The organism is Bacillus sp. SIMBA_031, assembly GCF_046535225.1.
In the GTDB taxonomy this organism is placed as follows: Bacteria; Bacillota; Bacilli; order Bacillales; family Bacillaceae; genus Bacillus; species Bacillus velezensis.
In genome coordinates, this window is sequence record NZ_JAWRXC010000001.1 from 1,266,178 (window position 1) to 1,286,525 (window position 20,348).

Genomic DNA, 20,348 nt, shown 5'->3' on the forward strand with positions numbered 1-20,348 from the left:
GACCATCTATAATATCATTTAACCCTTTTCAATACAACAAAAAAACTTGGCCTCGCCAAGTTTTTGCCATTATCATTTCCGGTTAATGATATGTGTACATAGGAACGGATGGTCTGTTGAATGTGTATGTTTTACCGCATTTTCAAGTTCTTCCTGTGCGTGTGTCATGGCGGAAGGACCGAACTCCGCTCCGGCTTCCTCCAGCCGGAAAGCAGTTGCGTCTAACGCCTTTTGTATTTTACTGAAGTGCTCGCTGTTCAGCATAAAATAGATCACCTCTCAAATAGAAATAATCATCATTCTATGCCGATGCTTCACTTTCTATACATGCCATTCTGAATGATCCGCACCTGACCTGCACAAACTACAACAGATATTCGATCGAATATCCATCTTCACAAAATTATTCTATCCGGGAGTGATGGTTACATGAGTTATAAAGATCGATTAGATCAGCATTCTGAATTGTTTCATCACAATTGGACGCGGCCGAAACGCTCTAAATCGCAAGTGAACGGCCACACCGAAATGTCCCAGACCAACATTATTTTACGGAGCAACGCAAAAGCGCACCGCTGGTAATGGCAGAATAAAACGTAAAGATGCCGGAGAAGACGCTGTTTCAGGCGTCTTCTCTTTGTTGCGGCTTTTTCCGCTGCGGCCGCACTTTAGCCCAGTACTGATAATAATCCGTTTTGATAAAACCGTTAAAGAGCTTCCGTTTTTTGGTTGCTTTTCTCCCGTAGGCCTCTTCAAATTGTTCATTTGACGTTAACATGTAGACAGACCATGTATCAAGAGATTCAAATGCCCGGCCCATTTCTTTATACATCTGCTCGACTTCTCTTTTTTCGCCGAGACGTTCGCCGTACGGAGGGTTTCCGACGATTACGCCGAATTCGAGTTTTGTCGTAAAATCCTGCACCCGCATTTGCTTGCATTCGATCAGGTCACCAAGTCCCGCTTCTTCTGCGTTTTCTTTGGCGATGTTTACCATCCGGTGATCCACGTCACTGGCAAAGATCTGCAGCGGCTGATCATAGTTCGCCTTTTCTTCCACTTCAAGACGCGCCTTGTCCCACAGTTCTTTTCCGATCCATTCCCAGTCTTCTGAAACAAAATCACGGTTAAAACCGGGAGCAATGTTTTGTCCGATTAAAGCGGCTTCAATGGCGATCGTGCCGGAACCGCAGAACGGATCGACGAACGGACGGTCGGGCGTCCAGTTGGTTAACTGAATTAACGCGGCAGCGAGCGTCTCTTTAATCGGAGCTCCTCCCTGATCAACCCTGTATCCTCTTTTGTGAAGGCCTGTTCCTGATGAATCCAGTGTAAGTACGGCTTTATCTTTTAAAAAGGAAATCTCCACCTTGTACTCGGGTCCCGTTTCTTCAATCCATTCATTTTGTTTTCCTGATTGAAGTTTCAGCTTTTCCGCTATCGCCTTTTTGACGATCCGCTGGCAGTCAGGAACACTGGCAAGCACTGATTTCACAGACTTTCCGATAACGGGGAACTTGGCGTTTTCCGGAATGTACGCGCGCCAGTCAATCGCTTTTGTTTTTTCAAACAGCTCATCAAACGTTTTCGCCTGAAACTCGGCGACCTGTACTTTAATGCGGTCAGCCGTCCGCAGCCATAAGTTAGCCCGGCAGATCGCAAGCGCATCTCCTTCAAAAATGACTTTTCCGTTGTCTACTTTGCATTCATAACCTAAATCACGCACTTCTTTGGCGACGATCGCTTCGATTCCCATCGGCGCCGTCGCTATTAGTGTGTACTTCTTCATCGTATCACCCTGTCTCTTTTTAAGCTTTCGTTTCATTCAAGATAAAAGCTCCCCTTTAAAGGAGAGCTCTAATTTGTCATATCAATAATGTTTAACGTTCTGTAAGCCATGTTTTGTTCCGTCGTACTGCAATCGGCTCATCACCTCGTACTCAGGCGGCAATCATCTATCTACAGAAAGCATTCTGTCCTTCTATCTGTTCAATTCCTTCAAGAAGGTTCCCCTACCAAAATTTGGGTTTCTCGCTCGAGGGGTTTACCGCGTTCCACTCTCACCATTTCTGATGAGACTTCGTCACTGTGGCACTTTCAAGGATACTCAGCCATATCCGGAGACGTAGGCTTTTTTCCTGCCGTCAGCCTATCAAGGCTGCCCTAGCTTATTTCTTCGCTAGGCACGAACACTACGGGCATCTCAGCACCGTGCGAGCATGGACTTTCCTCTACAGATTCAAAGATCTGCAGCGATTACCCGAACGTTAAGAACACTTGTTCATTATAAAGCAACTTGTCTCATTTGACAAGTGCTTCTGCCTTATTCGTCATAAAGTTTGCTGCCGAATACATGTTTCTCAAGGTTGGACAGCCTTTTCAGAATGTCAAAGTTGGTTGTATTGGACTGCACCGGCTGTTTTTTGCTTGCTTCTTCAAGCTGTTTTTTCAGCTGCAGATTTTCTTGCTGCAGTTCTTCAATTTCTTGATGAAAGGTTTCATAATCCTTAATAATCATATCTAAAAATTTGTCAACGTCTTCTTGTCTGTAACCTCTAACGCCTGTTTTAAATTCTTTTTCCAAAATGTCTTTCGCAGAAAGCTTTACTTTATCAGCAAGCATCTTTTTCACCTCATATCGTGAATCATCATGTTATATTTTATTCAGAAACACGTCCCGTTGTCAAATATTCTCTGACGTGTTATGTAAAGAAATCTTCTTCTTCAACGGCGGCACGGAGATCATCCATCGTAATCGAATAAATCGGATATCCGTCTGTTTCACGGCGTTTTTCTGCCTGCTGCAGCATATATTTCGGCGATCCTTCCATTTCAGGATCATATAAAAGCAAAAGCGCATCTGACTTTTCAATAAAGAACGCGTTTTTCTGCCGGAATTGGAGCGGACTTTCGTACGGCCGATGCGTCAGGCTCTCCTCATAATCTGCCTGAGCAAGCACCGCTTCATACATTTCTTTATTCGGATCCTTCCACTTTTCCTCCTGGCCGTAGAAAGGCGTGATAACGGCAACCTTTAATTCCGGATACTCTTCTCTGAGATCGTACGCCGTTTCTGCCGCCCAAAGCTCAGTCCCCAGCTGTCCGGATATGAGAATCCATTCCAAGCCTTCGTCAATAAAGCTTCTGAGTCTCGTTTCTATCGCCTTTTTTATATAAACAAGCGCCCGGTCATCCTGTTTAAAAATCCCGAGTTCAAACGGCTTGTATCCTGTTACGGCTAATACTTTCAATTGATCACCTGCTTAAAAAATGGGGCTCCCCATCGGGCCCCATTTTGATTTGCTGATATCCTAACCGATCTTGCTTAAGCGTTCAATACTAATGATCGCAGCAAGGGCTTCCGCACTGAAAATGCTGGTGAGTTGTCGGGTCAACATTTGAAAAAGTGTGCGGATAGTAATGAACGTGCTCAAAGTTGTGGTGATTTACGTTAGTTGTATGTTGCGGATGAATATGCGGCACAACCGTGTTAGAAAAGCAATGGTGTTCACAGCAATGAGTCGGATGGACAATCGGCGGCATCACGTTTGGTCTGCAACAATGATGATGAAACATGCTAAATCCCCTCTCCATTAACTTTTATTACACTGTTAGGTTATGAAGAAAAGAGGGTACATGTTCTAATTCAATCACCCAATTTAAAAGTGCGTCAGCAAACTGTCTTTAAAATTCGAAAATACAAACGCAATCAAAAAAACCACGACAAAGAACAAGTAAAAAACACCTTTATACATACCAACTCTCCCCTATAAATAACTAACGCTATTTTACAAGATGCGGCACCATTCTACAACAAAATCGATGCGGATTCAGAAAAAAATATTTTTGGCGAAACAGCTCGGCTTTTGCGCTTTCCCGGGCAATATTTCAAGAGGAGTATTTCCTCTTGAGCCGGGCAATTCTCACATGGAGCTTCTCGGCTTCTTTTTCCGATATTTCCCCGTCTTCTGCCGCCTGCTGCACGACCTGCAGCGCTTTTTTGTAATCTTTTGCGTGATGCTCAAAATAGATCGCCAGCTCTACCGCTGATTGGTGTCTGCATATGTGAAGAGCAGAGCCCGTCAGTTTCTCCCAAAGGGGCACGGCGTCTTGCCTGCGGTTTTGTTTTTTATAAAGCATTGCTAAGTCAAAAAGGGCCCGATCCGAATCTTCAAAGGCTTTGCCTTGCAGCGCTTCCAGCTGTGAAACAGCCCGATCGGTTTCTTTATGAGCGATAAACCATTTCGCCATGGCGTATGCTTCCTGACGTTCTGACGTTTGATCAGAAGATGCAAAAATCTTTTTTGACATATGGATGTAAAGAGCGATGAGGGAAAGCACATCTTGTTCATTATGTGAGAGCACTCCCTTTAAAAGAGCCGGGTCCTCCGCCTTTAAAAATTGAAAATACAGCATCGGCGCCAAATAACCAGGTGTGTCTTCGTCCCTTTTAAAAGCAAGCTCTTCATTTTCAACCGCTGAAAGCGATACACGCTCTAATTTATGTTTCCAAAGCCGTCTCGCCCCGTGCAGAAGATCAAAGTGACCGAAGTCAGGAAGTTTCGGAAGCCTGTCCCGCAGCAATGTATGCCTAGTTTTTACCTGAGGCCAGTCAAAGGCTTTTCCGTTATACGTAACAAGGGACGTAATGTCAACCTCACTTAAAAAGCTTTTGTAAAGAGCCGTCTCGTTTCCCGGTTTAGGAAGCAGATGCTGTTTAACCGCGACACGGTCTTCATACACTCTTGCATGACCGAGCAAAAAGATCATATTGCCGGCCCCGCCGCCGAGGCCGGTCGTTTCAGTATCAAAGAAGAACAGCTGGCTTTTTTCGTATCCTTCTGCTGATAAAGTATGTGTCAAACCGCCTTTATTCCATAATGCCATGACGTCATCAAGTTCACTGAAGCTGTACCGTCCGTGACGGTGCGAAAGCGGATAGACGGTTTCGCGGATAAGACAGTATTCATCCTCAAAAAAGAAAGGCTTCACTCCGAATGCCTCCCATTCTTCTCTAAATGGGACTTGAATATCCGGGACCGAAAGTTGTGAAGCTGCCGGCTTTTTTTCAGCTTCCGGCACATTCAGGTGGTTTTTCATCCGCTTTAATTTATTTTTCAAGGACATCTTTCGTCCCCCTTTTCTTTTACACGTAATTCAAGAGCCGGAGTATCGCTTTCTTTGCATCTATTCCTTCTATTTCGGAACCGATGCAGGAAGGACATCCGTCTTGACATGGACATTGTCTGATCAGGCGCTCAGCCCCTTCATTGATTTCATCAAATCGCTTATATACTTCATCAGCAAGTCCGATTCCGCCCGGATAATGATCATACAGAAAGATTGTCGGAAGTCCGGTATGTGCGGCTTTGATTTGCGGCACGACATGCACGTCATTTCGGTCGCACATGACGTATACAGGCACGATATGCTGCAGGACGTGGGCAATGCCTAAAAGCAGCTGTTCAAGCGTTTTTTCGCCGATCTCTGAATCCGTCTCTTTCAATTCAAGCCAGGCAGCACTGGTATGCAGTTCTTCTTCTGGAAGGTGAATCGGCCCTGATCCTATATTTTCAAATGTCGTCATTTTAATTTTTTTAAATATTGTCGGAAGTGCGTTCACGGTTACATCGCCGAAATGTAAGGCCGTTTTCTTTCTGCTGTCCGTTCTGTCAATGTCCAGCACTTTCAGCTGCACCGCTAAATTGGCATCTGTATAATATTCGACATCGACCTTTCGCACGTAGGCTTTTTTATGATCCCAATCAAGCTTTTCAACCTGATACTGCACCCCTTCATGAAGATAAATCGCTTCATCATGAAGAAGCGTCATCGCGCTGAAGCGGTCCATTTCTCCGATGATTTTTACATCAGCCGTCTCTGACCGGTCAACGATGACCACGTTTTCCTGTGACGCCGAACGGAGACTGATGTTGGAGGCGGGAAAAGATTCGCTCGCCCAGTGGTAGCGTTCGCGATTTTCGTGAAGCACCCCTTCTTCCTCTAAATACTCAAGAATGTCTCTTGCATCATTTTCTCCGAATGTTTCATCGGCTCTGAAAGGCAGCTCATACGCGGCGCATTTCAGGTGATCGACCAGTATAATGAGATTATCGGGATTAATCCTTGCAGATTCAGGCGAGCGTTTAAAGAAATAATCAGGATGGCGCACAATATATTGGTCAATCGGATCAGAGTTCGCCACCATCACGATAAGCGCCTCTCCCTGCCGCCGTCCGGCCCGGCCCGCCTGCTGCCATGCGCTCGCGACACTGCCCGGGTACCCCGTCATCACGCAGACCTGAAGCTGGCCGATATCAACGCCGAGCTCCAGCGCGTTTGTGCTGACAACGCCGAGAATGCTGCCGTCTCTTAACCCCCGCTCTATTTCTCTTCGTTCTTTCGGAAGATATCCGCCGCGATAGCCTCTGACAGACTTCGACCCGATTTCTTTTTTTACGATCTCCTGAATGTGGCTTAAAATAATTTCAACCCGGACACGGCTTCTGGCAAAAACAATCGTCTGAATCTTATTTTTTAAAAAAGTTTTGGCAAGTTCGTTCACTTCCACGGTGGCGCTTTTTCGAATATGCAGCGGTTTATTTACAATCGGAGGATTGTAAAAAGCAAAGTGCTTTCTTCCGGCCGGGGCGCCGTTGTCGTCAATCAGGCGCACAGATTTTCCCGTCAGCTGCTCCGCCAATTCCCTTGGATTGGCGATTGTGGCGGATGTGCAGATAAATGACGGCTCGCTTCCGTAAAAAGCGCAGATTCTCATTAAACGGCGGATGACGTTCGCCACATGGCTGCCGAATACGCCGCGGTACGTATGTAATTCATCAATGACGATATATTTCAGGTTTTCAAACAGACTCACCCATTTTGTATGGTGGGGAAGAATGGCTGAATGAAGCATATCAGGGTTTGTGATCACAATATGCCCGGCCTTTCTGACTTTCTGCCTGATGGCCGGAGACGTATCTCCGTCATAGGTGAAGCTTTTAATGTCCATGCCCGTCTCGTCTATGATTTCGTTCAGCTCGCTTTTTTGATCCTGCGCGAGCGCCTTTGTCGGAAATAAATAAAGCGCGCGGCTTGAGGCATCTTCCGCGATAGACTGAAGAACCGGAAGATTATAGCACAGTGTTTTTCCGGAGGCCGTCGGTGTGACGGCCACAATGCTTTCTCCGTTTTGAACCGTCTGAAAAGCGGAGTATTGATGTGTAAAGAGCCGCTCGATCCCCCTTTTTTCGAGAGCCGTCCGAATGTTCGGATCTACTTGCTCCGGCATCGGCATGGTTTTCGCCTCCCGCGGTTCCTCTTCATGCCAATGCACAATATTTTCATGATTTTTTAATTCCTGAATCAGTTCGCTCAGTGATTTTTTCTTCATCGTTCACACCTCTTTATGAGGTACAGTTTACCGAATATTTGTTTGCCTGGCTAGATGAAAATCCTGCACAAGAAAAAAAGCAGGGAATCAGCCCCTGCCTACTTCATTTTTATCGTAAAAAGCTCTGTTTGTCCTTTTTTCGCTTCAATTGCGCCTGCAAATTGCAAAGGTTCTGCGGCATCGCCATTCATAATCACCATAGGGATGACGGTGCTGCTTGCTTTTTCTTTTATTAAATCCAGCCGGCACGTTAAAAGCAGATCGCCTGTTTTCACTTTGTCTCCTTCTTTTACATGCGCCTCAAAGCCTTCACCGTTCATATTGACGGTATCCAAACCGACATGTATCAAAAGTTCCGCTCCGGAAAGGGTGCGGATGCCGACAGCATGTTTTGTATGGAACAGCTGAATCACTTCTCCCTCAACCGGTGAAACAATGTCTCCGTTTGCAGGCTCGACGGCGATCCCGTCCCCCATCATTTTTTGTGAAAATACGGGATCCGGCACTGAAGCCAAATCCATCACCGCTCCGTCAGCCGGAGAAAAAATCACTTCCTCGGCCGGCTTTTTCCGGCTGTCTCCCAATCCGAATAATTTTTTCAGCAATGTGTTGTGCTCCCCTTCCTAAATGTGAATCCGTTACCAGTTTATTCTCCACTATTTAACCATACTTTCTTTTTTCCTTCAATTCTTAACCATACGGCATAACATCGCATAGTCTGTTTGTAAAAAGGCGGTGGTCATATGGATCAATCACAAAACGATAAACTTGATCCGCAAAGAAATGAGGACATCATCAGCCATGCGATGGACCAATTTTTTCACTCAGGTCCCTTCGCAGAATTGATGCAGGGTTTTCAGCACCTTGTCAATTCGGCTTTTACTGAAGCGCAAGTGACGATTGACGTCAGAGAAGAGCCGACGGGCCTCGCGGTTGATATCGGCGTTCCCGAGACGTTCCGTGACGGGGATATGCTGGTGGAAACGAAAGGGTGCTACCTTCACGTTACAATCCGCTACGATCATAAACAGGCTCATTCATCCCATGTGTCTTCAAGCATGACAAGAACCGTTGTCCTCCCGTATAAGGTGAGTGAAGAAGATATGGAAACATCCTGGAATGAACAAACGCTTACCCTCTTTTTCCCTAAAAAATAAGCATGAATGATGGATATCATTCATGCTTTTTATTTGAAGATACTGGTGAGGCCTTTCACCAGCGATCCGACCTGATTTACGGCGCTTACCATCTGCCCCGTTGTATCCATCATTTTATTAAAGTCAAACTGTCCGTTCGTTTTTTTAAACTGGGAGAGTATGCCTGAGAATTGGGAAGACTGCTGCTGATTCGGTCTGGGAACGGGGTAAGGATTCACAAACCCCGGCTGTCCCCCGGGCATGCCTGCCTGAGGAGGAGGGGGAGCAAACGGCTGCTGCATATGACCGTATTCCTGATTCGGATAAAATTGCTGCGGGTACTGCCCTTGCTGTTGATATGGCGGCGGCTGCAATGGCTGTATCTGCTGCGGATACGGCTGCTGTAATGACTGTATCTGCTGCGGACTCGGCTGCTGTAATGGCTGTATCTGCTGCGGGTAGAAATATCCCGCCGGCTGCTGGTACATATTTTGATATGGCTGCGCTCTCCATTGCATATGACATTCCCCCTTGTCTCTCACTAAGTTTCTGCTATATATGTATGAATTCCGCCTTGGTTATGTGCTTTCGGAGATTCTGATCTTTGTCAAATGCTGTCGAAAGTCTTAATTTTTTAAAAACAGAAAAAAGTCGAATCGTTATGTTACCATAATCTCAACATACATGAGAGGGGATGCACCATTATGAACGTATCATACTTAAGAAAGCGTTTTGCTGAAGTGAAAAAATATGAAACAGATTGTGCAGATAAACTGATGGACTTTGCAAAATTCCTCTATATTCAAGGCCATCTCACCGCAACCGAATTTCGAAACAGTATGAAGGTTCTCGAAGCAAGTGGAGCAGAAAACCCGGCGTATGAATAACATACCCGACCCCTTTATATAAAAGAAGGCAGCCGTTTTCAGCTGCCTTCTTTTTCAATTTCATCCCTTAATATACGAAGCGTATATAAAACAGATTCAGTTAAATCCCTGTATCTTTTTTTATGAATATGATGAACATATGATTGGAGCATCAGTTCTCCGAAATTTTCTGTAACGGCCTGAATTTGTGCGTGATGAACGTATTTCGGACGGTTTTCCTGAATAAACGCAAGCGCTGCTTCTGTCCAAAGCGCGCAAAGCCGGTCTCTTTTTTCAACATCGGGTTTAATAATCTCAAAAAAATCATATGAACGGCCTGACTCTTTTCCATCCTGATACCTTTTTTCGGCTTCCAGAACCGCATCTATCATTTGTTCTGTCAGCTCCAATAACGACTGTGTCTGCAAACGGACTCACCTCAGTACATATGGTACCAAAGTTTTTGCATAAAATCAGCTGATCCGGCAGGCTCTCGGCAAATCCTTTTTACGCCGGTCAGCCAAAAACAGGTCATCAATACAAACATGAAGCTCCCGCGCCTCTTCCTCAAGGCGGGAAAGTTTCTCCTGCCTGATTTCTTCAGCTTCCGCCTGACAGGATCTGACTGCTTGGGTAAGCGTTTTTTCAGCAGCAGAAATCCGGATTTCGATATCAGAAAGCAGACGGAGAATATCAGCCTTGCTCGTGTAAACAGACATTCATGTTCCTCCCTTTTATCACTTGCGTCTCTTTAGAATATAATTCTCGTTTTCATACCGCTCTCCTCTGCACATGACAAAACTAGAAGCAGTTCGGCAAACAAACAGAGATTATCCTAAAAGGCGTGCCTTTCGACAAAAAAGTGCCGCAAACTTTGTATGAACCGGCACGTTAATGCAAACGATACAGTTGAGGAGGTGCCGTATGAAAACGAGACCGAAAAATGCAGGTAAACAGCAAAAAACCGAAGCAAAAACGACTGATACGCTTGATAAAAAATTAGGCGGCCCAAACCGCCCTTCCACGTAACACATCAGCAGCCCGAAACCCCAGCGAACGGTTTCGGGCTTTTTCATTTCTTCAGCCACTCTTTAACTGCGAAGAGCGCATGGAGTTCCCGTCTTTTCTGGAAGTACCAGTCCGTCAGTTCAAGCTGTTTCGGCATTTTCTCCTGTAAGAAAGCCCCTTTTCTTAACCTTTTTTGAAACCAATCCTCCCTTTCGCCGTCTAATGGGTGGGCAACAATGGGATAGGTTGTCCTCAGCATCGGTGATGTTCTTTTTTTGATGCCGATCATTTTCTCCATATCAAAGCGCGAACCGGTATGAGGAACGGTATCAAGAAAACGGTAAAAAGAAGCGTGAAGGTCAGGGCTGAACAGAAGGCGGGCCAGCTGTTTTCCGAGCGTAATTCTCTCTTCGGTTTTCGAAAACCGTTTGACGGAAATTCCGTATAAATGTCCGTCAAATGAAGGGAATATCACCGTATTAAAGTGAAACCAATCACTTAAATAAAAAGGAATCGTGCCAAAAACATTCTTTTTAAACGAAGGATTTTGTATAATAGGTGCTTGGATAGTGTTTTGTTCATTTATAATAAGAGCATACATGAGCCGTTCCGTATCTCCGTCACGCCAAAAGCGGAACCATTCTTCCTGCATAAAAGCCGAGACGCGGAAATAAGGAAGATGACGGAATAGAGGTTCGCCGATTTGTTTTGACCACTGGTAGACCAGAAGCTGAGGATAGGCATCAGAAAAAATCAGCCAATTTGCCCTTTCATACGAAAGGAAAAACCAGTTTTTCTGACTGCTGTCAAGGCCCTCCTGATAAAGGACGCCTCTTAAATCAGTCATCGACCAGCCCGCATTACGGGACACAAAGGATGCCAAAAGCGGCCACTTGATCTCAGGATGGCGGTCATAATATGCTTTATAGGCATTCGTCCGGGAAATATTATCGGCATTTTTTATTTTCGTCTCTTTTTCGATCAGGCGAAGAATGGCGGTTACGGTCTGTCGTTTATGCACGTTCATTCACTTCCGTCACTATTAGTTTGATAAGGAGGATGGAAAAAGTGATTCGGTACCCGAATGGAAAAACTTTTCAGCCGAACAAAACGGTTTCATCCCAAAACAGCCAGAAACGGTCTCATTCATACAGTAATCGCGGCATGACCCTCGAAGACGACCTGAATGAAACGAATAAGTATTATCTGGCTAACCAAATTGCTGTCATTCACAAAAAGCCGACACCCGTCCAGATTGTAAACGTCCACTATCCGAAAAGAAGCGCCGCAGTCATTAAGGAAGCTTATTTTAAACAGTCTTCCACAACCGACTACAACGGCATTTATAAAGGACGCTACATTGATTTTGAGGCAAAAGAAACAAAAAACAAAACGGCATTTCCCCTGCAGAATTTTCATGATCATCAGATTGAGCATATGAAGCAGGTGGTCAGGCAAGACGGCATTTGTTTTGTTATTATATCCGCTTTCGGAAAGGTTTATTTCCTCGAAGCCGACAAGCTGTTTGTCTTTTGGGACAGAAAGGAGAACAATGGCAGAAAATCAATTCGCAAAGACGAATTAGAAGATGCTTCCTTTCCGATTTCCCTTGGATACTCACCGAGAATTGATTATATTAGTATTATTGAACAGCTTTATTTTTCGCAGGAACAGTAGACTGAGCGAAAGGTTGATAAACGAAAGGTTGAGATGTTATGTCAGATCAATTTACGAGTCGTGAAGAACGCCGTAAGGCAAGGCAGACGAAAAGCACTAAGCCCTCTTCACCGAAAAAAGGCAAGAAACAGCGTAAAGGCGGTTTATTCAAAAAGATTGTGCTGTCCTTGGTTATTCTGTTTGTCCTTGGCATAGTCGGCGGAGCGGCGGCATTTGCCGTTTTGGTTTCCGGCGCGCCGTCTTTGGACGAAGCCAAGCTGAAAACGCCTTACTCTTCAACGATTTACGATAAAAACGGCAAAGAAATCGCGGAAGTGGGCGGTGAAAAACGAACCTACGTCCCGATTAAGGATATACCCGATGTTGTGAAAGAAGCATTTATCGCAACTGAAGACGCCCGTTTTTATAAGCACCACGGTATAGACCCGATCCGGATCGGAGGCGCCTTGGTCGCCAACTTTACGGATGGATTCGGTTCAGAGGGAGGAAGCACAATCACCCAGCAGGTTGTGAAAAACTCGCTTTTGACCCATCAGAAAACGATTAAACGGAAAGCACAGGAAGTGTGGCTTTCACTGCAGCTGGAGCGCCATTATTCTAAAGATGAAATCTTAGAAATGTATTTAAACAGAATTTATTTCTCACCGCGCGCCTATGGCGTCGGTAAAGCGGCTGAAGAATTCTTCGGTGTAAAAGACTTGAGCAAGCTTACGGTTGAACAGGCGGCGACGCTTGCCGGAATGCCGCAAAGCCCGACCGGATATAACCCGGTTAAAAACCCGAAGGCTTCAGAAAAACGCCGGAACATTGTTCTCAGCTTAATGGAAAAACAAGGATTCATTTCAAATTCTGAATACCAAAAAGCGAAGAAAGTGTCCATGAAAGATGAAGGCGTCGTCAGCCAAAAAGAATACGATAAAAAGGACACAAATAAATACAGCGCTTTTGTCGAAGAAGTTATGAAAGAAATCGAGACAAAAGAAAAGAAAGACGTCGATATTTCAACTGACGGTCTAAAAATTTATACGACTCTTGATACGAAAGCACAAGATTATCTTGATCAATTGATGAACGGAGACACGGTCGGCTTTTCGGAAGGCATGCAGGGCGGCGTCACCCTCCTTGATACGACAAACGGGGAAATCCGCGCCATCGGACCGGGACGCAACAGAACTGTCGGGGGATTCAATTATGCAACGCAAGGTAAAACCCAGCCCGGTTCAACGATAAAACCGATTCTTGATTACGGGCCAGTCATTGAAAATAAAAAATGGTCGACTTACGAGCAGATTGACGATTCGGCTTATACGTACTCTGACGGCACACCGATTCATGATTGGGACAATAAATACAGAGGTCAGATATCTATGCGAGAGGCCCTCGCAGACTCACGTAATATTCCTGCTTTAAAAGCATACCAAGCAGCAGGAAAAGATAATGCCGTCGACTTCGCAAACGACTTAGGATTGGGATTAAACAAAGATCAAGTATATGAACCCTATTCTATCGGGGGATTTGGTGAGGGTAACCGCGGTGTATCTACTATGACCATGGCAGGCGCCTACAGTGCTTTCGGAAATAATGGAACGTACAACGAACCGCACGCGGTCACATCGATTGAATTTAATGACGGTACTAAGCTTGATTTAACACCGAAACCGAAAAGTGCTATGAGCGACTACACGGCGTTCATGGTTACAGATATGCTCAAATCAGCTGTCGAATCTGGAACAGGTAAACTGGCCCAAGTACCGAACGTGGAAGTGGCCGGTAAAACGGGTACGACCAACTTTACTAAAGAGGATATTCAAAAATATAATATTGCTCAAGGCGGAGTCCCAGACTCATGGTTTGTCGGCTATACCCCTCAATATACAGCGGCGGTTTGGACCGGAGTTGAGTCTGGCAACAAAGCAGGTAAGAAATCACTGTCTTCTGCTGACCAGCAAGTCGCAAAACGGATTTTTCAAAAGCTGATCTCATACGTTGATGACGGTAAAGGAAGCTTTAAGCAGCCTGACAGCGTCGTAAAAGAAACAGTTGAGAAAGGCTCGAATCCTGCCGCTTTAGCCGGACCAAATACACCGGATGATAAAAAAGTGACGGAGTACTTCGTGAAAGGAACGCAGCCAACTGCCGTTTCTAAAACGTACACGAAAGAAAAAGCCGATAAACCGACAGGATTGCAAATGAAATACGACAAAGATAAAAAATCATTAACTTTAAGCTGGAATTATGACGGTGATGCAACATTCAATGTCAAACAATCCGTTGACGGCGGAAGCTACAGTGACATTCAAAACAGTTCGGCAAAAGAAGCCGTCGTCTCAGATGTCACACCAGGCTCCACATACAGCTTCCAGGTGACAGCGGAAAACGATGACGGAAAAAGCGATACGGCATCAGCTTCTTTCAAAGTCCCGAAAGATGAAGAAGACGATGCAGATAAAGATAAAGCGACTGACGATGAACAGAAGTCTGATGAAGATAAAGACAAAGACAAGACGCAAACTGATGATTCAAACACAGATGACAATCAGACAGATACGCCTGACGGATCGGATCAAACACCAACTGATGACCCGGATAAAAATCAGGATCAATCCGATAAGGATCAAACAGATAACAACAATCAGAATCAGCCCGGTAACGGGACGGATAACAACGGACAGCAAGATAACGGCTCTGATAATGATTCCGATTCCGGTTCAGAAGGCTCAAATAAACCTGACAGCGGTCAAACGGACAAAAACAAAGACTCATCTTCAAATATCAATGGGCAGTCCAATTCGTCAACCATCCAGTCAAACCCCGCTCATTAGCGGAAGAAATCCTTCACCTCAAACAGGTGAAGGATTTTTTTCATACAAAAAAACCTCCTTATGAGAAAAGGAGGTTTTTAACATTTGTTCATGGCTTCATATTTATGATATTGTTTCTTCATCTCCGTCATCAATCCATCAAGCTGAATAAACGAGTGATATTGAGTTGGTTTTGTTAAAATAAACGCCATTCGCTCCGCCCAATTGATCGGTTCGGCGGGAAAATGCTTTGTTTCAAGCACAGACCAATCGAGTGATGTGACCCGCTCCCCTGCCGTCCAGTGAAAAGCGGCAATCAGACAGGTAATTCCCTTCAGCATGTCATTTTGATCACATCTCGATTTTCTTGTTTGAAAAACGGGAAGCAGCGTTTCTTTCGTTTCGTTCCAAATCTGAAATAGAAACGGGACATATTCGCCCCTTTCCCTCCAGGGCTGCACGGTTGGCTGACCGCTGAAATCCATATACAGCGGATGGCGGCGCAGCGCCGTTTTGATCTCAAGGCTTTCCAAATCCGTAAGGCTGCGCAGGTATGTTTCATAGCCTGCCAGAATGTCAATCGCCGTCACCGTTTCACCAGCCCTTTTTTGTCACGCTTCTGCCCTTCTCTGCATAGCGGAAGCAAAGGACATTCCGCACAGCGGGGAGATTGCGCTTTACAATGATACCTGCCGAAAAATATTAATCTGTGATGCGTAACAGACCAATCCTCTTTCGGCACTTTTTTCATTAATGTTTTCTCTACCTCCAAAACAGAGTCCTTCCAGCGGCAGATACCGAGCCGTTTAGAGACCCGCTCCACATGAGTGTCTACTGCAATCGCAGGTACGCCGAAAGCAACAGACACGACTACATTTGCCGTTTTCCGTCCGACACCCGGCAGATTCACAAGCTCATCCCGGTCTTTCGGCACTTCTCCGCCGTACTCTTCGATGATCATTTTGCTCAGCTTTTGAATATTTTTGGCTTTATTACGGTACAGGCCGATTGATTTAATATCCTGCTGGAGTTCTTCCAGCGATACGGCAAGATAATCTTCGGGCCGTTTATATTTTTGAAATAGCGTTTTTGTCACTCTGTTGACGAGAGCATCCGTACATTGCGCGGATAATGCGACTGCCACAACCAATTCGAAAGGATTTGAATGGACAAGTTCACATTCTGCGTGCGGAAACATATCGCCGATTTTTTCAAGACAATATTCAATCTGCTTTAAATTTAACACGTTTCTCCCCTTCTCATGTTATTGTTCCAGCCAATTGTAAAAAGGCACCTGCCTCGTATACTCTTTTTGCGGATCATTTTGTTTCGTTTGAACACGCCGGAATTTTTGGCTGTGCGCCTTCGCCTGCTCAACCGTTTTGAAGCCGTTCTTTTTCCATTCAAATAAAATCCGGTCAATATAGCGAAAACTGAGTTTCCCCGATAAAACAGCTTCTTTTAAGGCGTGTTTAATCAGAATCGCATCATGCTGATCCTGATCCTGCCATATGGCCAGCGTCTCGCATTCAAGGGGCGACAGCGGTCTTCCGAACTCTTCTTCAAAGATGGTATACAGGCTTTTTTGTTCTCTTTCTGACGTTCTTTCCTGCGTTTCATTTTGAGAATGCTGCATGTAATCATACAGCTTCGCCCATAACGGCTGCAGAGAATATTTTTCAAACTTTATGCCGTTATGGTCTTCACATTCTTCAATAAACAGAAAACCTTTTTGAATAAACATTCTCAGACAGCTTGTACATTCTTCAGCAGAGATGGACATGCCTGATTGAAGTTCAAACGGCGTCGGAAAATAAGAGCCCTTTTCCAAATGCATTTTAATCTTCAAAAGCAGAATCAATTCGGTTTCATTCAGCCCGAGCTGCCGGTAATGTGTCAGCAGCAGGTTGGGAATGCTTGAAATGCCGAGTTCCTGCATATCTATAAATTGCTGTTTTTTCATCCTTACACCTCTTACTGTAAAAGGTTATCTCCGGGAGCTTTCCCCTTTACTTAGAAAAAGTCTCCCTTGCAGGAGACTTCGTTTTTTAAAACTATTACGGATACAGACGGTTCAGAAGTCTCGGGAACGGAATCGTTTCACGCACGTGAGGCGCTCCGCTGATCCAAGCCACTGTCCGCTCAAGTCCAAGGCCGAAGCCGGAGTGCGGAACAGAACCGTATTGTCTGAGTTCAGCATACCATTTGTAAGCATCTGAATCCAGACCGTGTTCTTTTAATCTTTCTTCCAATAAATCCATATCATGAACGCGTTCTGAACCGCCGATGATTTCCCCGTAGCCTTCCGGAGCAATTAAGTCGGCACATAACACGACATCGTCACGATCTTTGGCAGGCTGCATATAAAACGGTTTTAATGACGTCGGGTAATGAGTGATAAACACCGGTTTGTCATAGCTTTCTGCGATCGCTGTTTCATGCGGCGCACCGAAGTCATCTCCCCACTCAATATCGTCAAAGCCTTTTTCTTTCAGGAATTCAATCGCTTTATCGTACGTAATGCGCGGGAATGGCGCTTTGATTTGTTCAAGCTTCGATGTGTCTCTTCCTAATGTGTTCAGCTCGATCTTACAATGTTCCAGCACACTTTGTACAATGTATGCAACATAATTCTCCTGAACTTCAAGGTTTTCTTCAAATTCAACAAATGCCATTTCAGGCTCAATCATCCAGAATTCGATGAGATGGCGTTTCGTTTTCGATTTTTCCGCTCTGAACGTCGGTCCGAAAGAGAATACTTTTCCGAGCGCCATTGCAGCTGCTTCCATATACAGCTGGCCGCTTTGAGACAAGAAGGCGTCTTCATCAAAATATTTCGTCGCGAACAGCTCAGTCGTGCCTTCGGGAGCGCTTCCCGTCAAAATCGGCGGATCAACTTTCACGAAGCCTTCTTTGTTGAAAAATTCATAAGTCGCACGAATGATTTCGTTGCGGATTTTCATAATTGCGTGCTGGCGTTTCGAACGGAGCCATAAATGTCTGTGATCCATTAAGAATTCCGTACCGTGCTCTTTAGGCGTAATCGGATAATCAGTCGCTTCATGAATGACTTCAATGGATGTAACAGCAAGCTCATAGCCGAGCGGTGAACGCTCGTCCTCTTTCACAATTCCTTTTACATAAAGTGACGTTTCCTGCGTCACTGATTTCGCGATTTGGAAGATGTCTTCTTCTACTTCAGCTTTAACGACAACTCCCTGAATGAAGCCTGTACCGTCTCTCAGCTGTAAAAATGCGATTTTACCGCTTGAGCGTTTATTAGCGACCCAAGCTCCAATCGTTACTTCCTCGCCTGTGTGTTTATACACTTGGTTGATTGTTGTTTTCAAACTCTTTCCCTCCAGAACAAGAAAGACATTCAGGAATCTGCCTGAATCTCTTTTTTCATCACTTTATTATACCCGTTCTACTCTAACGGGGTCAATGCAAGTGAAAAGCGGCTTTAAAAGCCGCTTTTTCAGAATCAGCTGTGTTTTTCCGTGAAGCGGCGGATTCTTTCGACCGCTTCTTCTAAAAGATCGAGTGACGTTGCGTAAGATAAGCGGACGTTGTCCGGTGAACCGAAACCCGAGCCCGGCACGATGGCGACTTTTTCTTCTTCCAGAAGCGCCTTGACGTATTCATCGACATCTTTGAATCCGCAGTTTTCTGCGGCCGCTTTGGCGTTAGGGAACAAGTAAAACGCCCCTTCAGGCTTGACACAGGTGAATCCGGGAATCTCACTGAGCTGAGCGTAAATGGTGTTCAGTCTGTGCTCAAATGCCTGTCTCATCTCTTCCAGCGGCTCAGCCGGACCGTTATAGGCCGCAATGGCGCCGTATTGAGCGATAGACGTCGGATTTGATGTGCTGTGGCTCGCAAGGCTCGTCATCGCTTTAATAATCGTCTCCGAACCCGCCGCATAGCCGATCCTCCAGCCCGTCATGCTGTGAGATTTCGACACGCCGTTAATGATGATCGTCTGCTCTTTCAATTCATCTGAAAGCTGTGCGATTGAGACGTGTTTTTTTCCTCCGTATGTAAGCTTCTCATAAATCTCGTCAGAAACGATCAGAATGCCGTGCTCCAGACACACTTTTCCGAGTTCCGCAAGCTCTTCTTTCGTATACATAACACCTGTCGGGTTGCTCGGTGAATTGATAATGAGCGCTTTTGTTTTCTCGGTGATAGCCTGCTTCAGCTGCTCCGGTGAAATTTTAAACTGATTGGATTCCAGCCCTTCTGCATAGACGGGACACCCCCCTGCCAGTTTCACCTGCTCAGGGTAGCTGACCCAGTAAGGAGTCGGTATAATCACTTCGTCCCCTTCATCGAGAATGACCTGAAATAATGTATACAGAGCGTGTTTCGCTCCGGTGCAGACAATGATTTCTGACGGCTTATATTCAATCCCCTGGTCGTTTTTGAATTTTTTTGCGATACTGTCTTTCAGCGCCGGCAGACCGCCTGAAGGCGTATATTTCGTATGGCCTTCATTCATGGAACGCACCGCGGCATCTATAATGTGCTGAGGCGTATTAAAATCCGGTTCTCCTGCTCCGAGGCCGATGACATCATGGCCTTCTGCTTTCAGCTCTTTCGCTTTTGCAGTAATTGCTAGTGTTGCAGACGGTGTTAATGCGGATACTCTTTTTGCCAATTTCAACTTGAACTCCCCCTAATACGTCTCACGGTGTGATGTTTTTGAGAATCTTGCCGCTTGTAAAGTCCACATAGCTGAAGCTATATTGCCCGCTTTTGTTGATATAGGTCACTTCCCATAACGGAACATTGTTTTCTCTCGCCGGGTGAACGCCATTCAGCTTGGAAACAAGCCCTTCGTCCCGAACGATCTTGGCAGCCTTGCCGCTTGAAATGCCGTCACTGGCTTTTTTTGAGAGAATTTTTGCTTTTTTGTCGGCCGGAACCCATACATACATATCTTTTCCATGTTTATCCGTTCCGGTAACAACATAATATTTCTGTTTGCCGACAAAGGTCTCCACTTTCTCAGCATCTGTCAGCTGCGTTTTTTCTTTAGCGGCTGCGGCAGCTGTTTCGTGGCCTTCTTCTTTTTGAGCCATTGCAGATTTAAAAATGCTGGCCGAAAATAAAAGAACTGCTAAAAAAATAATACCAAATACGGCTGTAAATATTAATGCTTTTTTTCTCATCTTTTTCACCTATGTGCGATAAATGGTGAAGACCGCTTCATTTTGATTTTCTTCGTCTAGCGCAAGGCCGAACATCAGATTGTCCCGTTTCAAAGTCCGGTTTAATGTATCGACGATTTTATATAAATCATCTGAATGCTCCACATTAATCGTTGACAGAATTTCAATTTTGCTTTCCATTTTTATACCCTCCATCGGTCGAACAAATTTTGTTAGTCATAACGGGATGCGCCCGCGGCATAATAAAATCACAAGGCGGCATGAACCCGCTTTTACTATAAAAACAATTCCTC

At 45.1% G+C, this 20,348-nt stretch carries 25 protein-coding genes, 1 other RNA gene and 1 pseudogene; 6 read left to right on the forward strand and 21 right to left on the reverse strand.

Annotated features, from left to right (window positions below):
- Window positions 1-72: 72 nt before the first annotated feature.
- On the reverse strand, window positions 73-264 hold the full coding sequence (locus SB724_RS05860; RefSeq protein ID WP_003153550.1) for a hypothetical protein: 192 nt from the start codon (window positions 262-264) through the stop codon (window positions 73-75).
- A 165-nt stretch (window positions 265-429) separates the two neighbouring features.
- Here SB724_RS05860 and SB724_RS05865 point away from each other — a divergent pair, with 165 nt between their 5' ends.
- A complete protein-coding gene (locus SB724_RS05865; RefSeq protein ID WP_003153548.1) occupies window positions 430-582 on the forward strand; it encodes a YpzG family protein in 153 nt (50 codons plus the stop codon).
- 40 nt (window positions 583-622) lie between these two features.
- Here SB724_RS05865 and SB724_RS05870 read toward each other — a convergent pair whose 3' ends face one another.
- The 9 genes and pseudogenes from SB724_RS05870 to SB724_RS05910 form a co-directional block, all read right to left on the reverse strand.
- Entirely contained in the window at window positions 623-1,789 is a 1,167-nt protein-coding gene (locus SB724_RS05870; RefSeq protein ID WP_410570547.1) for a THUMP domain-containing class I SAM-dependent RNA methyltransferase, read from the reverse strand.
- A gap of 97 nt (window positions 1,790-1,886) precedes the next feature.
- Window positions 1,887-2,268: RNase P RNA component class B (gene rnpB / locus SB724_RS05875), an RNA gene on the reverse strand.
- Between the two features lie 55 nt (window positions 2,269-2,323).
- The gene (gpsB, locus tag SB724_RS05880; protein WP_003153541.1) at window positions 2,324-2,623 is read right to left on the reverse strand and encodes a cell division regulator GpsB; all 300 of its coding nucleotides are present in this window, start codon (window positions 2,621-2,623) and stop codon (window positions 2,324-2,326) included.
- Window positions 2,624-2,702: 79 nt separating this feature from the next.
- Complete coding sequence (locus SB724_RS05885) at window positions 2,703-3,251, reverse strand: SLOG family protein (RefSeq protein ID WP_038458945.1); 549 nt, start codon at window positions 3,249-3,251, stop codon at window positions 2,703-2,705.
- A gap of 88 nt (window positions 3,252-3,339) precedes the next feature.
- A complete protein-coding gene (gene cotD / locus SB724_RS05890; RefSeq protein ID WP_003153539.1) occupies window positions 3,340-3,576 on the reverse strand; it encodes a spore coat protein CotD in 237 nt (78 codons plus the stop codon).
- A gap of 83 nt (window positions 3,577-3,659) precedes the next feature.
- Window positions 3,660-3,767, reverse strand: a pseudogene (locus tag SB724_RS05895) (hypothetical protein); the annotation flags it as partial.
- 121 nt (window positions 3,768-3,888) lie between these two features.
- Entirely contained in the window at window positions 3,889-5,127 is a 1,239-nt protein-coding gene (locus SB724_RS05900) for a ribonuclease H-like domain-containing protein (protein ID WP_410570424.1), read from the reverse strand.
- 19 nt (window positions 5,128-5,146) lie between these two features.
- Window positions 5,147-7,393, reverse strand: coding sequence for a DEAD/DEAH box helicase (locus SB724_RS05905; protein WP_410570426.1), 2,247 nt, complete (start codon window positions 7,391-7,393; stop codon window positions 5,147-5,149).
- A gap of 98 nt (window positions 7,394-7,491) precedes the next feature.
- Window positions 7,492-7,998 (reverse strand): PTS sugar transporter subunit IIA, encoded by a 507-nt coding sequence (locus SB724_RS05910; RefSeq protein ID WP_007612167.1) that lies wholly within the window; start codon window positions 7,996-7,998, stop codon window positions 7,492-7,494.
- Window positions 7,999-8,136: 138 nt separating this feature from the next.
- On the opposite strand from SB724_RS05910, the gene SB724_RS05915 reads away from it, so the two are divergent.
- The gene (locus tag SB724_RS05915; RefSeq protein ID WP_007612169.1) at window positions 8,137-8,550 is read left to right on the forward strand and encodes an Hsp20/alpha crystallin family protein; all 414 of its coding nucleotides are present in this window, start codon (window positions 8,137-8,139) and stop codon (window positions 8,548-8,550) included.
- Between the two features lie 29 nt (window positions 8,551-8,579).
- On the opposite strand, the gene SB724_RS05920 is transcribed toward SB724_RS05915, so the two are convergent.
- On the reverse strand, window positions 8,580-9,047 hold the full coding sequence (locus SB724_RS05920; RefSeq protein WP_410570429.1) for a YppG family protein: 468 nt from the start codon (window positions 9,045-9,047) through the stop codon (window positions 8,580-8,582).
- Window positions 9,048-9,233: 186 nt separating this feature from the next.
- On the opposite strand from SB724_RS05920, the gene SB724_RS05925 reads away from it, so the two are divergent.
- Window positions 9,234-9,416: a YppF family protein gene (locus tag SB724_RS05925; RefSeq protein ID WP_003153532.1), complete on the forward strand. Its 183-nt coding sequence runs from the start codon at window positions 9,234-9,236 to the stop codon at window positions 9,414-9,416.
- Window positions 9,417-9,454: 38 nt separating this feature from the next.
- Here SB724_RS05925 and SB724_RS05930 read toward each other — a convergent pair whose 3' ends face one another.
- Both SB724_RS05930 and SB724_RS05935 read right to left on the reverse strand, forming a co-directional pair.
- On the reverse strand, window positions 9,455-9,823 hold the full coding sequence (locus SB724_RS05930; RefSeq protein WP_265971467.1) for a YppE family protein: 369 nt from the start codon (window positions 9,821-9,823) through the stop codon (window positions 9,455-9,457).
- Window positions 9,824-9,868: 45 nt separating this feature from the next.
- On the reverse strand, window positions 9,869-10,114 hold the full coding sequence (locus SB724_RS05935) for a DUF5446 family protein (RefSeq protein ID WP_014418233.1): 246 nt from the start codon (window positions 10,112-10,114) through the stop codon (window positions 9,869-9,871).
- A gap of 205 nt (window positions 10,115-10,319) precedes the next feature.
- On the opposite strand from SB724_RS05935, the gene sspM reads away from it, so the two are divergent.
- Window positions 10,320-10,424, forward strand: a complete 105-nt coding sequence (gene sspM, locus SB724_RS05940; RefSeq protein WP_003153525.1) for an acid-soluble spore protein SspM — start codon at window positions 10,320-10,322, stop codon at window positions 10,422-10,424.
- A gap of 43 nt (window positions 10,425-10,467) precedes the next feature.
- Here the strand turns inward: sspM and SB724_RS05945 are convergent, their stop codons facing one another.
- Window positions 10,468-11,430, reverse strand: coding sequence for a DUF2515 domain-containing protein (locus SB724_RS05945; RefSeq protein WP_265971464.1), 963 nt, complete (start codon window positions 11,428-11,430; stop codon window positions 10,468-10,470).
- 41 nt (window positions 11,431-11,471) lie between these two features.
- Here SB724_RS05945 and recU point away from each other — a divergent pair, with 41 nt between their 5' ends.
- Window positions 11,472-12,080 (forward strand): Holliday junction resolvase RecU, encoded by a 609-nt coding sequence (gene recU / locus SB724_RS05950; RefSeq protein WP_031304205.1) that lies wholly within the window; start codon window positions 11,472-11,474, stop codon window positions 12,078-12,080.
- A gap of 38 nt (window positions 12,081-12,118) precedes the next feature.
- Window positions 12,119-14,902, forward strand: a complete 2,784-nt coding sequence (locus SB724_RS05955; protein WP_265971463.1) for a PBP1A family penicillin-binding protein — start codon at window positions 12,119-12,121, stop codon at window positions 14,900-14,902.
- A gap of 77 nt (window positions 14,903-14,979) precedes the next feature.
- Here the strand turns inward: SB724_RS05955 and SB724_RS05960 are convergent, their stop codons facing one another.
- From SB724_RS05960 to SB724_RS05990, 7 genes are all read right to left on the reverse strand, one after another.
- Complete coding sequence (locus SB724_RS05960) at window positions 14,980-15,471, reverse strand: YpoC family protein (RefSeq protein WP_265971461.1); 492 nt, start codon at window positions 15,469-15,471, stop codon at window positions 14,980-14,982.
- Complete coding sequence (gene nth / locus SB724_RS05965) at window positions 15,468-16,127, reverse strand: endonuclease III (RefSeq protein ID WP_007612187.1); 660 nt, start codon at window positions 16,125-16,127, stop codon at window positions 15,468-15,470. The genes SB724_RS05960 and nth overlap by 4 nt, the downstream gene beginning before the upstream one ends.
- An 18-nt stretch (window positions 16,128-16,145) precedes the next feature.
- Entirely contained in the window at window positions 16,146-16,844 is a 699-nt protein-coding gene (gene dnaD / locus SB724_RS05970; RefSeq protein ID WP_003153516.1) for a DNA replication protein DnaD, read from the reverse strand.
- Between the two features lie 94 nt (window positions 16,845-16,938).
- Window positions 16,939-18,231, reverse strand: a complete 1,293-nt coding sequence (asnS, locus tag SB724_RS05975; protein WP_003153515.1) for an asparagine--tRNA ligase — start codon at window positions 18,229-18,231, stop codon at window positions 16,939-16,941.
- Window positions 18,232-18,365: 134 nt separating this feature from the next.
- The gene (locus SB724_RS05980; RefSeq protein WP_265971457.1) at window positions 18,366-19,547 is read right to left on the reverse strand and encodes a pyridoxal phosphate-dependent aminotransferase; all 1,182 of its coding nucleotides are present in this window, start codon (window positions 19,545-19,547) and stop codon (window positions 18,366-18,368) included.
- Between the two features lie 22 nt (window positions 19,548-19,569).
- Window positions 19,570-20,055, reverse strand: coding sequence for a cell wall elongation/penicillin-binding protein regulator TseB (tseB, locus tag SB724_RS05985; protein ID WP_007612191.1), 486 nt, complete (start codon window positions 20,053-20,055; stop codon window positions 19,570-19,572).
- 9 nt (window positions 20,056-20,064) lie between these two features.
- Window positions 20,065-20,235 (reverse strand): YpmA family protein, encoded by a 171-nt coding sequence (locus SB724_RS05990; RefSeq protein ID WP_003153512.1) that lies wholly within the window; start codon window positions 20,233-20,235, stop codon window positions 20,065-20,067.
- Between the last annotated feature and the right edge of the window lie 113 nt (window positions 20,236-20,348).